Here is a 13,969-nt window from a genome sequence, read left to right on the forward strand (position 1 = left end):
CAGAAACGGTCGTCCATCCGAGCGGATGGCGACCGTTTCTGTGACGGGACGCGACGCGGGCGTCAGGCGGGGCGGACGCGCAGGGCGATCATGCCGCCGTCGACCTCGATGTAGCTGCCGGTGGTGGATCCGGCATCCGGGCTCACCAGGAACGCGACGGCGGCGGCGACCTCGGCGGGGGCGACGAGGCGGCCATGCGGCTGGCGTGCCTCGAGCGCTGCGCGCTCGGCTGCGGGGTCCTCGGCCTGACCGAGCAGGCGCCCGACCCACGGAGTGTCCGCTGTGCCGGGGTTCACGGCGTTCACGCGGATGCCGTCGCGGAGGTGGTCGGCGGCCATCGCCCTCGTGAGCGAGAGCACGGCTCCCTTCGACGCGCTGTACAGGGCTCGCTGCTGCAACCCGACGGTCGCGCCGATCGACGAGGTGTTGCAGACCGCGGCCGACGGCGAGCGCAGCAGCCAGGGCATCGCTGCGGACGTCACGCGCGCGATGCCCGTCACGTTGACGGAGAGCACCCTCGCCCATTCGTCGTCGTCGTTGGCCGTGACGTCTCCGACGGCGCCGATGCCCGCGTTGTTCACGACGATGTCGATCCGGCCGAAGCGCTCCGCGACGGCCGCGACAGCGGCATCCACGGATGCGCGATCGGAGATGTCCGCCGTGAACGCGGGGAAGGACGTGCCCTGCGGGTCGCGATCGAGCACGGCGACCTCGGCTCCGTCGGCGTGCAGGCGCTCCGCGATGGCCGCGCCGATCCCGGATGCGCCACCGGTCACGATGGCGACGAGGCCGCTCAGGCGGCGCGCTTCGACAGGCTCAGCGTGCGGGGAGGTGGGCTCAGCGTGCGGGGAGGTGGGCTCAGCGAGCGGGGAGGTGGTCACTTCGCCGCCTCCCATGCCGTGAACTCCTGGCGCTGGTGTCCGAGACCCTCGATCTCGATGTCCACCACGTCGCCGGGAGCGAGATAGGGGAACTTCCCGCCGAAGGCCACGCCCTGCGGGGTGCCGGTGAGGATGAGGTCGCCGGGCTCGAGGGTGACGTACTGCGAGAGGTGGTGCACGATCGTGCGGACGTCGAAGATCATGTCGTCGGTGCTGGAGTCCTGGCGGGGCTCTCCGTTCACCCAGCTGCGCAGCCGCAACCGGTCGACATCGACCTCGTCGGGCGTCACCAGCCAGGGGCCGGTCGGGTTGAACCCGAACGCGATCTTGCCCTTGGACCACTGGCCGCCGGACACCTCCATCTGGAAAGCGCGCTCGGAGACGTCGTTGGCCACGACGTAGCCGGCGATGTGGGCCTCTGCCTCTTCAGGGGAGTCGAGGTACGCGGCGCGCTGCCCGATCACGATGCCCAGCTCCACCTCCCAGTCGGTCTTCTCGCTGCCGCGCGGGATCGTCACGGTGTCGTTCGGGCCGACGACCGTGTTCGGCGTCTTGAGGAACATGATCGGCACGGTGGGCGGCTCGGCGCCGGACTCCCTGGCATGCGCGGCATAGTTCTGGCCGATGCAGACGACGGCGCTGGGGCGCGCGATCGGTGCCCCGATGCGCATGTCGCCCGCGTCAGTGAGCTCGCTCAGCTCTCCGGCATCCCGTGCCGCGGCGACCCGCGCGCGGAAATCGGAGGCGAGGAAATCGCCGTCCACATCGGATGTCAGCGGTCGAAGGTCGAGGTAGCCGTCGCCTTCGACGAGGACGGGGATTTCGGATCCGGGGGCGCCGAGTCGCGCGATCTTCATGTTTCTCCTGCATCGTCGGGGAGGCGCCGTCCGACGGGCGGCGTCATTGACAGTATAGACATCGGATGTTTACACTCCAAGGTGTATTCGCGCGGATTGTCCGCGACTTCGAGGAGAGGAACCCCGTGAGCAGCATCGTCGCTCTCGAGACCGCAGACGTCCGCTTCCCCACATCGCTGAGCCTGGACGGCTCGGATGCGATGAACCCCGACCCGGACTATTCGGCCGCGTACGTCGTGATCCGCACGGATGCCGGCGATGCAGGGCACGCGTTCGTCTTCACCATCGGGCGGGGCAACGACGTGCAGGTCGCCGCGATCGACGCGCTCGCCGGGCACCTCGTCGGCCGGGAGATCGAGCCGTTGCTCGACGACATGGGCGGCACCTTCCGCGACATCATCGGGGACTCCCAGCTGCGCTGGCTCGGCCCGGAGAAGGGCGTCATGCACATGGCCATCGGGGCGGTCGTCAACGCCCTGTGGGACATCAAGGCGAAGCGGGCGGGTCTTCCCCTCTGGCAGCTGCTCGCCCGCATGAGCCCCGAGGAGATCGTGGATCTCGTCGACTTCCGCTACCTCACCAACGCCCTCACCCGTGAGGAGGCGCTGGAGATCCTCCGCGCTGCAGTGCCGGGCCGGGCCGACCGAGAGGCTGAGCTGCTCGCGACCGGCTATCCGGGCTACACGACGAGTCCTGGCTGGCTGGGGTACTCGGATGAGAAGCTCGAGCGTCTCGCCAGGGAGGCCGTCGCCGACGGCTTCACACAGATCAAGCTCAAGGTCGGCGCCGACCTCGAGGACGACATCCGCCGTTTCCGCAAGGCGCGCGAGGTGGTCGGCGAGGACTTCCCCATCGCGATCGATGCGAACCAGCGGTGGGAGGTCTCCGAGGCGATCGAGTGGGTCAACGCCCTCGCCGAGTTCCGTCCGGCCTGGGTGGAGGAGCCGACGAGCCCTGACGACGTGCTCGGCCACGCGGAGATCGCCCGCGGCATCGCCCCGATCAGGGTGGCGACCGGAGAGCACGCGCAGAACAGGGTGATCTTCAAGCAGCTGCTGCAGGCCGAGGCGATCGGCGTCATGCAGATCGACGCGGTCCGGGTGGCCGGCGTCAACGAGAACATCGCCAACCTGCTCCTGGCCGCCAAGTTCGGCATCCCGGTCTGCCCGCATGCCGGCGGAGTCGGCCTGTGCGAGGCCGTGCAGCACCTGTCGATGTTCGACTTCATCGCCGTCAGCGGCACCCGTGAGGGGCGTCTCATCGAGTTCGTCGACCACCTGCATGAGCACTTCGTCGTCCCTACGGACATCCAGGGCGGCTCCTACATGGCACCCACGGCGCCGGGCGCGAGCATGGAGATGAAGCCTGAGACGATCGCGACCTACACCTGGACGGGCGCGCATGTCCTCGGCTGAGCCCGGTCCGGGCGTCAATCCGGGGGCCGACACGCCACACGTCGGACGTGCGTCGAGGATCGGTCCGACATCTGGCGTGTCGGCCACCGAAGCGGCGCGAGCAGCGGATGCTGCAGCCTTCCCCGCGCTCGGCTACGGCGCGGCGAACGTCGGCAATCTCTTCCGCCCGCTCAGCGACGACGAGGCATGGGCTGTGCTCGAGGCCGCCTGGGACGCCGGCATCCGGTACTTCGACACCGCGCCGCACTACGGACTCGGGCTGTCGGAGAAGCGACTCGGCGCGTTCCTTCGGACCAAGCCGCGCGAGGAGTTCGTCCTCTCGACCAAGGTCGGGCGCCTGCTTCGCACGAATCCCGCGCATGAGCCGGGTGGCCTCGACACGGCCAACGACTTCCACGTGCCGGATGATCTGCACCGGGTGTGGGACTTCTCGGATGCCGGGATCCGCGCCAGCCTCGATGAGTCCCGCGAACGGCTCGGCATCGAGAGGATCGACCTGCTCTACCTGCACGATCCGGAGCGGCACGACCTCGATCTCGCGCTCGCCGAGGGGCTGCCGGCGCTGGAGGCGCTGCGGTCCGACGGCGAGATCGAGCAGATCGGCGTGGGCTCGATGGTGTCCCAGGTGCTGGCGCGCTCGGTGCGCGCCGCCGATCTCGACCTCATCATGGTCGCGGGGCGCTACACGCTCCTGGAGCAGCCGGCCGCCGCCGAGGTGCTCCCCGCCTGCGCGGAGCGCGGCACGGGCATCGTCGCGGCATCCGTCTTCAACTCGGGCCTCCTCGCGCAGGCAGAGCCACGGCGTGACGGTCGCTACGAGTACGGCGCGCTGCCGGATGAGCTGTGGGAGCGGCTGCTCCGCATCGCCGCGGTGTGCGCCGAGCATAGCGTGCCGTTGCCGGCCGCCGCCGTGCAGTTCCCGCTCCGCTCCGCAGGCGTCCGCTCTGTCGTGGTCGGCGGCAGCCGCCCCGCACAGCTTGCTCAGAACGCGGAGTACGCGGCCATGGAGATCCCCCCGGCGCTGTGGGAGCAGCTCGCCGACGAGGAGCTCATCCCCGCCTGATCAGAGCTGTTCTCGAGGAGGAGAGTCGGATGCTCGAAGGAATCAACCCCCTGCTGACCGGTGAGCTGCTGCTGCACCTGGACCGCATGGGCCACTCGGATGCCGTGGTCGTCGCGGATGCGCATTTCCCCGCGTGGGCACTGGGTGAACGGGTGCTTGATCTCCCGGGGGCGACGTCTCCGGAGGTCGTCGCGGCGATCCGCAGCGTGCTGCCGCTGGACGACGCACCGGGCCTGGACCTCATGGAGACCGCGGACGCTTCCGTGCTGCCGGTTCAGGAGGAGCTCATCGCCGCGGCGCGGACGGATGCCGGCGGCACCCGGTTCGTCGAGCGCTTCGCCTATTACGAGGTCGCGAAGCGCGCGTACGTCATCGTCCGCACCGGGGAGACGCGGAAGTACGCGAACGCGCTGCTGCGCAAGGGAGTGGTGGGGCACCCCTCCACGTGAGCATCTTTCGTTAATCGATACTTGTCGCTCGATTATCGATTACGCTAAGGTCGGGTCATCACATCCCCGGCCGCACGTCGCTGTGCGGCATCCAGAGTCCGGAGACCGCAATGAAGCGTGTGACGACGACCTTGACCCTGACAGCCCTGCTGGCGACGATGCTGCCGGCCCTCATACCCGTGGCGGCGTCTGCCGCGGATGGCGATGCGATCTACATCGCGCCCGGAGGCGACGACAGCGCCGCCGGCACGATCGATGCGCCCCTGGCCAGCCTCGAGGCGGCGCGGGACCTCATCCGCGACCGAAAGGACGCCGGAGCGCTCGACCCCGACGGCACGACCGTGTACCTGCGCGAAGGAACCTATGAGCGCTCCGCATCCTTCAGCCTCGGTGCGGAGGATTCCGGCACCGAGGAAGCGCCGATCACCTACCGGTCCTACCCGGGAGAGACAGCGACGCTCACGGGCGGGCGGCCTCTCGCCTACGACGATTTCCGGCGCACGACAGACCAGGCCGTCCTGGACCGGGTCGTGGAGGAATCGGCCCGAGACGACATCCAGGAGATCGACCTCGCCGCGCTCGGCATCGAGGACTACGGCCAGCTCAGCAGGCACGGGTACTGGAAGGCGAACGACGTCAGCACGACGCCCCCGATGGAGCTGTTCATCGATGGGCAGGGCATGACGCTCGCCCGCTGGCCCAACGCGGGCGCCGCCAAGGAGACCGTGCAGATGGGCGACATCATCGATGCCGGCCCCGATCGGAACGACCCGGACCTGCAGGAGAGGGGCGGGACGTTCAGCTACACCTACGATCGTCCGCAGCACTGGAGCGATGCGGACGACATCTGGCTGGACGGCATCTTCGGCTACAGCTGGGAGTGGTCGTACAACAAGGTCGAGGCCATCGACACCGAAGCCAAGACCATCACCCTGCGATACGGCGAGATGTCGGGAATCATGAAGAGCTGGTTCCCCGACTTCCATTTCGCGCAGAACCTCCTCGAAGAGCTCGATGCGCCTGGCGAGTACTACATCGATCGCGAGGCCGGAAAGCTCTACCTCGTCCCCAATGCGGCGTTCCTCGCCGGCCGCGGCGAAGCGGTGGTCACCACCCTCGATGAGCCGATGATCCGCACAGACGGCGCCTCGCACATCGTGTTCGACGACCTCGTGCTCGAGTACGGACGGGCGACGGCCGCCGTGATCCTCGGGGGCGAGGGCGTGACGATCCAGCACAGCGACATCCGCAACTTCACCGACGGCGGCGTGCTCATCAACTCGCCCGGCCGGTACACGTACGACGGCATCCCGGTGAACCGAGGAGGCGTCGACCACGCGGTGCTCTCGAGCGAGATCAGCCACGTCGGCGGCGTCGGCGTGGTGCTGCAGGGCGGTGACAAGACCACTCTCACCGCCGGGAACAACCGCGTGGAGAACTCCGAGATCCACGACTTCGCGTACTACCACAAGGCCTACAACCCGGGCGTGATGTTCGACGGCGTCGGCAACGTCGCACGGGACAACGAGATCTACGATGCTCCGCACCCGGGGATCATCGTGCACGGCAACGATCATCTGTTCGAGCGCAACGAGGTCTACGACGTGTGCACGCTGTTCCACGACCTCGGGGCGATCTACATGAACTCCGGGATGACACCGCAGCAGAGAGGGCACGTGTTCCGGCAGAACTACTTCCACGACATCGGCAACGGCATGGCCGGCGTCGAGGGCATCTACGCCGACAACTTCACCTGGGACCTCACAATCGAGAAGAACGTGTTCGTGAACATGGGCAATAGTGCGATCAAGAGCGGCTCCGCCGACTACATCGAAGCGCGCAACAACGTGTTCGTCGATGCGCACGTGCCCTACGACAACTACGAGCTGTGGATGGGCGACCAGGAGGGGAACGTGGTCGACCGGTCGTACATGCCGGAGTGGGAGAAGGTCTTCGAGGAGAACAACGACTTCGTCGGCACCCCGTACCTGGAGAAGTACCCGGAGCTGGGGCACTTCTTCGAGGACAACCACTACTTCCCCGACCACAGCACGTTCGCGCAGAACGTCGTCTGGAATCCGAACGTCGCTCGACAGTCCCAGGTGAACGCGCAGGGCGCGCGCGACGTCAAGGAGCTGCTGAACTATGACGCCAACTGGGTGACGGATGCGGACCCCGGCTTCGTCGACGCGGCGAACGGCGACTACTCCCTGAGGGAGGACGCCGCCGTCTTCGACGAGATCCCCGGGTTCGAGGACATCGGATTCGCGGAGATCGGCACCGAAGGTCATGTCGGCCATTCGCAGTCGCCGGATGCTGTCGCACTGGAAGCGCTCGCGTTCGACGCCGAGGCCGTCGCCATCGACGTCGGCAAGGAGCGCACGGTGCGCGCCATGCCCATCCCGTGGAACGCCGACGACGCACGCATCGTCTATTCCTCGGCCGACCCGAGCATCGCGACCATCTCGGATTCCGGAATCCTGCTCGGCGTCGCACCCGGCACGACGACGGTGACCGCGTCGGCGGCATCCGACCCGAGCATCACGGATGCGCTCGAGGTGACCGTCGGCGAGGGCGACGGCGTGCTGCACTTCACCGACTTCGAGGACGGTGCCAACGGCTGGCCGACGGACCCGAACCGCAGCATCGTGACGGACGCGACCGGCGATCATGTCTACCGGATCAAGGGCGGCGCGAACGCGCAGCTGCCGCGCGACTTCACGAGCTTCGTGCTCGATGTCGACGTCACGACGCCGGCGACGATTCCGACCGGCGCCGTGATGCTCATCTACAACCGCAACGCGGCAGGCGGCGGATACATCCGCTACCGCAATGCCGAGGCGGGGCCGACCTGGACCATCTACGACAGCGCATGGCAGACGGTCAGCGAGGTCGTCCTCGATCCGGCCAGCGCACTGCCGGCCGGCGCGACAACGCACGTGCGCGTCGCCGTGCAGGACGGGCAGATCCGCATCGTCGTCGGCGGGGAGGTCGTTCTCGAGGGCGCCGACCCGGCACCGGGCGCGAGCGGCAGGGTCGGCTTCTACGCCGAGGGCTTCACGCACCTCGACGTCGACGACATCGGCTTCTCGATCTCGGCGGTTCCTGTCGAAGCCATCACGCTCGACTCCTCCGAGCTGCTCCTGCAGACGGGTGAGCGTCGAGCGCTGATCGCATCCGTCGCCCCGGAGGACGCCAGCGACATCAGGGTCACCTGGTCGAGCAGCGACGCGGCCGTGGTCTCCGTCGCGGACGGGACCGTCACCGCGCTCGCAGCGGGCGACGCGGTGATCACGGCGACCTCCGTGGCGGACCCGTCCGTCCGTGCGACGGCGACGGTGACGGTGACGGACGTCGAGCATGAGACGGTCGCGCTGGGCGGGCAGCTCTCGGATGCCGAGAACTGGACGGCCTCGGACAAGAGGGACTTCGATCAGGGCACCATCCGGGTCACCGCCGAGGGTGTACACGGCTACGAGGCCGAGCGCTTCGGCGACGGGCTGCTCGAATTCGACGCCGCGTTCGGCGGGTTCGACGGCGGCTGGTACGGCTTCCAGGTCCGCTCGGACCAGACGGGCCTCCCCGCCTGGCAGAACTCCAACACCGGCTACCTCGTGGTGATCAAGGAGGATGTCATCGAGTTCCAGAGCTGGAGCCCTGGACAGACGATGCTCGACATCGTCCCGAACACGGTGATCGAGCCCGACAGCACTCACCGGATCGCCTTCGGCGCGACGGCAGAGGGCGCCGGGACGCGCATCGTGCTCCAGGTCGATGGCCAGACGGTCTGGAACCGTCTGGACGCGAGAGAGGATCTCCGCATCGGCGCCGATGGGTTCTTCAACGTGTACCACTACGCGAAGCAGAACAGCCTCACGCTCTCCTCCGTCGTCCCCGAGGCGACGGTCGCAGGTATCGCCTGGGCGGCGGAGTCCTCGCCGAAGACGAAGTACCTCCTCGGCGAGCAGCTCGACGTCTCGGGGATGCTGCTGGATGTGACCTGGAGCGATGAGACCGTCACGCAGATTCCCGTGACGGAGGACATGGTCACCGGCTTCGACAGCCGCAAGGTCTCCCCGCATCAGCGGCTGACCGTGACGTACGAGGGGTACAGCGTCGAGCTGACCGTGTCGGTCAAGAAGAAGCACAAGAAGTAGCGCGTGGACCGGGTGGGCGAGCCGTCGCAGGCGCGCCCACCCGCTCCATTAGCGATAGTCGATAATGCACGTAGGATGGGGGCATGGCTGACGCACTGGCTCCGCAGGGTCTGCAGAGGGGGCTCCTCTCCGATCAGATCTACCTGATGATCAAGACGATGATCAAGGACTCGAGCCTCGCCCCGGGCGAGCAGCTGGTGGAGTCGCAGCTCGCCCGTCAGCTGGAGGTGAGCCAGGCCCCGGTGCGCGATGCGCTCAAGCGTCTCGCGCACGAGGGACTCGTCTCGCACGTGCGTCATCAGGGCAACTTCGTGGCGACGTACACCGAGGAAGAGGCCGAGCAGGCCAAGACGGCGAGGGTCGAGCTGGAGGGCCTGGCGGGTCGGCTGGCGAGCGGACACCTCGACGACGAGCGGCGCACGGCTCTGCTCGCCATCATCGGCGACATGCACGCCGCGGCGGACAGCGCCGATCTCCCGACCTTCCGCGAGCTGGATTTCGTCTTCCACCGCACGGTGATCGAGGCCAGCGGCAACGTCTACCTGCCGAAGATGTGGGACATCCTCGAGCCGAGCCTGAGGGTCATGCACGTGCTGGGCGACCCCACGTTCACCGGCGACTGGCACGAGGTCGCCGACTGGCACAGCGGGCTGCTCGACGTCCTCGACGCCGGGGATCCGGATGCTGCGGCCGACCTCTTCCGACGGCACGCCGCCGGCACACTGCTGGAGGATCAGAGCGCGTAGACGCGCTCCGCGGTGCGGTGCCAGACCGCGGCGGTCTCCGCAGGGGAGAGCCCGGTGATCATCGCCGACGTGCGCCCCACCACGTCGGCGTACGGCAGCGATCGCGCGGACATCGGCCAGTCGCTGCCGAACATCAGGCGGCCGGGTCCGAAGGCCTCGAGAGCGACGTCGCCGATCAGGGCCAGCTCGCCCGGTGTGCGGCCGGCGAGCACGCCGGATACCTTCGCATGCACGTTCCCCCGCCGTGCCGACTCTGCGAGATCTGCACGCCATGCGTCGGTGGGCGCCGAGCCGCCGAGACCCAGGTGACAGATCACGACGGCGAGCCGGGGGTGGCGGCCCGCGAAGGCCGACACCGCCGGAAGCTGCGCCGGCCTCACGAGGAACTCCAGCACCCGATCGGTGCGGGCAAGGCCGTCTCCGAGCGCATCGAGTCCTTCGACGTCGGAGAGATCGGCTGCCGCCTGCGGCACGGCGGCGCGGATGCCGGCGACATCCCTCCCCAGTGCCGGCGCGACGATGCCCGCCCACTCCCCGCGCGCGGCGGTGTACTGCAGAACGACCCGTCTCAGCCGCCGTTCCTGGCGCGCTTGATCCCTCAGCCACTCCGCCTCGACGAGCGAGTCGGCCGCCTGCACGGCGATCGCCGCGTCCACCGGCGCCGCGTCGAACAGTGCCGCCGGCGTCACGGCGGGTGCGAGCCCGAGGTCATCGCTGAACCACGACAGCGGATGGGCCGCGCGGTCCCAGAGATGCACGTGGGCGTCGACGATCCTCGCGCTCACGCGGCGGCGATCCGGTCGAGCTCGTCCCAGAGCCCGCCAGGGATCGGCACCGAGGTCCCGGTGGCGAAGGACGCCACCTCGGCGGGCGTGCGTGCTCCGATCACGACGCCCTCGACGCCGTGGCGGAGGGGGTACTGCGCCGCGGCGTCGGCCAGCGCGACGCCGGCCTCGAGGCAGGCGCGCTCCATCCCGAGCACCGTCTCGACCATCGCGGGGGATGCCGGGTGGTAGTCGAAGAACGGCGCGGTGCGCGGATCGACGAGCACGCCCGAGTTGAACACCCCTGCAGCGATGATCCCCACGCCGTGCGCGGCGGCGACCGGCAGGAGCTCGTCCAGCGCGGATCGATCAAGGAGGGTGAGGCGGCCGGCCTCCATGACCACGTCGACGGGCGCTTCGGCGGCGAAGCGGGTCAGCGGTGCCGTCCGGACCATGCCGACGCCCAGGGCGCGGACGACGCCCTGCTCGCGGAGCTCGACCATCGCGCGCATCGCCCCGGTGAGCCCCGCATCGACGTCGTCGGGGTCGTGCAGGTGCAGCAGATCGATCCGCGACGTCCCGAGTCGCGCGAGGCTCCCCTCGACGCTGCGCCATACGGCGTCGTAGCTCAGATCGCCGACTAGATCCGCGCCGACCGCACCGGGCGCGACCTCTGCACCTTCGGCATCCACGATCATGCGTCCGACCTTCGTCGCGATGCTGACCGTGTCGCGGTCCACTCCGGCGAGGGCGAGACCGAGACGTCGCTCGCTCTCGCCGGCACCGTAGTTCGGCGCGGTGTCGAAGAAGCGGATGCCGTGATCCAGCGCAGAAACGACGGTGTCGAGGGCATCCGCGTCGCTCACCGCGGTGTACAGGTTGCCGATGGGCGCGCAGCCCAGCCCGAGATCGTCGCGGAGACCGGCGAGCTCCGTCAGCGGGCGGAGAACTGTGCGGAACGCCATGCCTCGTACTCCTCACGGCTGTCCGGAGTCAGCGGGTAGTAGTCGCTCAGCCTGGCCCCCTCGTCGAGGCGCTGCCGGCTGAAGCCCTCCCATTCTTCATGGTCGCGCGCCGATTCCACCACGCTCGACGCCATCGCCTGCGGCACGATCACCGGGCCGTCGTCGTCCGCCACCACGAGGTCGCCCGGCATGCACAGCGCACCGCCGACGGCGACGGGGACGTCGTAGCCCCACGGCGCGAGCTCGGATTGCGAGGCGTAGTGCGGCGTCGTGCCGGTCGACCACACCGGGATGCCGAGGTCGCGGATCTTCCCCGAATCCCTGATGCGCCCGTCGACGATGATGCCGGCACCGCCCTTGCGGGCGAAGTACCGGGCGAGGATGTCGCCGATGCATCCGGAGAACCGGCTGCCGTATGCCTGGATGACGAGCACATCGCCCGGCTGCACGGCCTCGAGCACATGCCACAGCGCGGTGTGCCGCTCGGCGTACTCCTGGCCGTCGCCGGAGGCGAGGTCCTCGCGCTGCGGCATGAACTGCAGGGTGAGCGCCGAACCGACGACCCGCTGACCCGGCGAGAGGGGCACGGGGCCGTCGACGTAGCTGTGCCGGATGCCGAGCCCGTGCAGCTTCGCGCAGGCGGTCGCGGAGGAGACCTCGTCGAACGCGGACACCAGGCCGGCATCGGGGCGCGTGTAGGCGCCGCCGCGCACCGGAAGGGCGAAGTCGGGTCTGATCAGGGGGGTGTCGCTCATGATGTTCCTTCGTCGGTGCGGTGGTGCGGTGCGGAATCGGTCCGCGTGAGGGTGAGAGTCGCCCTGGCCTCGTGCGCGGGGGCGAGCTCGATCTCGAGCACGCCGTCCAGGCACTCGAGGATCTCGCTGCGCTCTTGCGCGGAGGGTGCGGCGTACGCCCCGGAGGGCCCTGGATAGCCGCCGGGGTCTTCGGCGATCAGCTCTGCGCGGCTGATGGTCTGCCGCGAGAATCGGCCGGGCAGCACCCTGACGCGCCGAGCGCGCGTCGTCGAGGTGTTCACGAGCCGGATCGCCACGGAGTCCACGTCGATCCGCTCCACGAGCGCGGCGACATCGCGTGGGAGGCCAGGGCGGCCTCTCTCCGCATCCGCGTAGTCGATCGCCGAGAACGGCAGACCGCCGTTGTAGAGCACCTGGGGCGTTCCCGTGATCTGCTGCGACAGGATCTCGGTCACCACCGGATTCACGCGTTGCCAGAAGTGCAGGTGCGCTCCGTCGGGGTCGTCGCCGTCCGTGCGCATCAGCGCCACCCGCCGCGCCACCTGACCGAGGGCCATCTCCAGCGCGCGCTCGGGATAGTCCGGCATCCGACCGGAGAGGAAATCGAGCCAGCCGGCCTCGTGCCCCGCTTCCTCCTTGTCGCGGAAGGGGGCGAGGCGATTCGCGGATGCCGGGAGCGCCTCGATGGCCTCATCGAGGAGCGCGCGGTCCTCGTCGGAGCGCGTCCACCACCAGAGCCAGGTCGGCAGGTCCAGCTGGAGAGGCCCGAAGTCGAACCAGCCCTGCGCACCATGACGGTACGGCACGAGGATGCCTTCATCATCGACGGCATCGCCCAGCCGAGCGAGCCAGCCGCCGCGCAGGCTGTAGTCGGATTCGCGCACCGAGGCTCGCCTGCCCTCGGCGAGGACCGTGCGCAGCATGACCCGGACGAGACCCACGGCATCGTCGCGGCCTGTGACCATCGCCGCGTTCATCGCACCGATCAGCGCGCTCATCGCGACGGAGTGCAGGCCGTGCGGCCAGGCCCAGCCGTAGTGCCCGCCCCACCAGCGACCGTCCTGGAGGCCGCCGACCGTGCCGTCCGGCGCCACGTTGTCCGGCAGGAGGCCGCCGTTGTCCTCGGCGCGACGGACCCAGCCCTCGACGTAGCGGGCCACCCAGGCGGCGGCGTGGGCGTCGTTGTCGTACAGCCAGGCGTTCGCGACGAGGGATGTCGCCGCGAGGTTCACGGCGACGTCTCCGGCAGCGCGCTGCTGCATCTCATCGGTCATGCGGGCGGCGAGCACGGGGTCTGCGAGGTCCTCCCAGGTGCCGATCCCTTCGATCCCGTGGATCGGCAGGCCGTAAGGGCGCATCTCGGCTCGGTCGGCGCCGTACGGCGCCGGTTCGTCGTCCAGTCCGGTCAGCGCGCCGCGCGCGCCGGTGTGCGGGGCGCGGATGATGTTGTGCGCGGGGTCGTAGTTGCCGGCGGCGGGATCGGTGTACAGGCGTGCGAAGCGTCGAGCCCGCTCGGCGAAGCGTTCGTCCGCGGGATCGGCGGCGCAGATCCCCAGGAAGAGCAGCAGCGATTCCCCCTGGTGGAACCAGTCGTACCCGTTCTCGTACTCATCGGTCAGCATCCCCGCGGCGGTCAGCTGTTCGGTCACGCCCTCCCAGTGCCTCTTGGCATCCTCGAGCACGGCGTCCGGGCCGCCCAGCAGGTAGAACGCCGGCCAGTTGAAGAAGGGCTCGTAGAGGTCGTCGACCCCGTCGCGATCGGTGAACTCGGCGATGCCGCGCAGGCTCCCGTCCCCGTTCGTGTAGCGCTCGGCGAACAGCAGGCGGGCGTCCTCGATCTCGGCGAAGAGGCGGCGCTGGAGCACGGCCCATGCGGGGATCGTCCGCAGCGGCGTCGTGTGATGTGTGCGCGTCACC

At 69.1% G+C, this 13,969-nt stretch carries 11 protein-coding genes; 5 read left to right on the top strand and 6 right to left on the bottom strand.

Going from position 1 to position 13,969, the window contains the following annotated elements; genetic code table 11:
• Positions 1-62: 62 nt before the first annotated feature.
• The gene (locus ACWGJP_RS07495; protein ID WP_452329507.1) at positions 63-797 is read right to left on the bottom strand and encodes an SDR family NAD(P)-dependent oxidoreductase; all 735 of its coding nucleotides are present in this window, start codon (positions 795-797) and stop codon (positions 63-65) included.
• A gap of 80 nt (positions 798-877) precedes the next feature.
• Entirely contained in the window at positions 878-1,738 is an 861-nt protein-coding gene (locus ACWGJP_RS07500) for a fumarylacetoacetate hydrolase family protein (protein ID WP_452329126.1), read from the bottom strand.
• Positions 1,739-1,863: 125 nt separating this feature from the next.
• Between ACWGJP_RS07500 and ACWGJP_RS07505 the strand changes: the two genes are divergently transcribed.
• The 5 genes from ACWGJP_RS07505 (at position 1,864) to ACWGJP_RS07525 (ending at position 9,568) form a co-directional block, all read left to right on the top strand.
• Positions 1,864-3,153 carry an L-fuconate dehydratase gene (locus ACWGJP_RS07505; protein ID WP_452329127.1) on the top strand — a complete coding sequence of 430 codons (1,290 nt, stop codon included), beginning with the start codon at positions 1,864-1,866 and terminating at the stop codon, positions 3,151-3,153.
• Between the two features lie 76 nt (positions 3,154-3,229).
• Positions 3,230-4,216, top strand: coding sequence for an aldo/keto reductase (locus tag ACWGJP_RS07510; RefSeq protein ID WP_452329128.1), 987 nt, complete (start codon positions 3,230-3,232; stop codon positions 4,214-4,216).
• A 29-nt stretch (positions 4,217-4,245) separates the two neighbouring features.
• Positions 4,246-4,665: an RbsD/FucU family protein gene (locus ACWGJP_RS07515; protein WP_452329129.1), complete on the top strand. Its 420-nt coding sequence runs from the start codon at positions 4,246-4,248 to the stop codon at positions 4,663-4,665.
• A gap of 110 nt (positions 4,666-4,775) precedes the next feature.
• A complete protein-coding gene (locus tag ACWGJP_RS07520; protein ID WP_452329130.1) occupies positions 4,776-8,822 on the top strand; it encodes an Ig-like domain-containing protein in 4,047 nt (1,348 codons plus the stop codon).
• An 83-nt stretch (positions 8,823-8,905) separates the two neighbouring features.
• Positions 8,906-9,568: a GntR family transcriptional regulator gene (locus tag ACWGJP_RS07525; RefSeq protein WP_452329131.1), complete on the top strand. Its 663-nt coding sequence runs from the start codon at positions 8,906-8,908 to the stop codon at positions 9,566-9,568.
• Here the strand turns inward: ACWGJP_RS07525 and ACWGJP_RS07530 are convergent.
• The 4 genes from ACWGJP_RS07530 to ACWGJP_RS07545 are packed head-to-tail and all read right to left on the bottom strand — an operon-like array spanning position 9,556 to position 13,968.
• Positions 9,556-10,353 (bottom strand): amidohydrolase family protein, encoded by a 798-nt coding sequence (locus ACWGJP_RS07530; protein ID WP_452329132.1) that lies wholly within the window; start codon positions 10,351-10,353, stop codon positions 9,556-9,558. The genes ACWGJP_RS07525 and ACWGJP_RS07530 overlap by 13 nt on opposite strands.
• Positions 10,350-11,297, bottom strand: coding sequence for an aldo/keto reductase (locus ACWGJP_RS07535; protein ID WP_452329133.1), 948 nt, complete (start codon positions 11,295-11,297; stop codon positions 10,350-10,352). The genes ACWGJP_RS07530 and ACWGJP_RS07535 overlap by 4 nt, the downstream gene beginning before the upstream one ends.
• Complete coding sequence (locus tag ACWGJP_RS07540) at positions 11,267-12,052, bottom strand: RraA family protein (RefSeq protein ID WP_452329134.1); 786 nt, start codon at positions 12,050-12,052, stop codon at positions 11,267-11,269. The genes ACWGJP_RS07535 and ACWGJP_RS07540 overlap by 31 nt, the downstream gene beginning before the upstream one ends.
• The gene (locus ACWGJP_RS07545; protein ID WP_452329135.1) at positions 12,049-13,968 is read right to left on the bottom strand and encodes a hypothetical protein; all 1,920 of its coding nucleotides are present in this window, start codon (positions 13,966-13,968) and stop codon (positions 12,049-12,051) included. The genes ACWGJP_RS07540 and ACWGJP_RS07545 overlap by 4 nt, the downstream gene beginning before the upstream one ends.
• Between the last annotated feature and the right edge of the window lies 1 nt (position 13,969).

This window comes from Microbacterium sp. NPDC055903 (genome assembly GCF_053615555.1).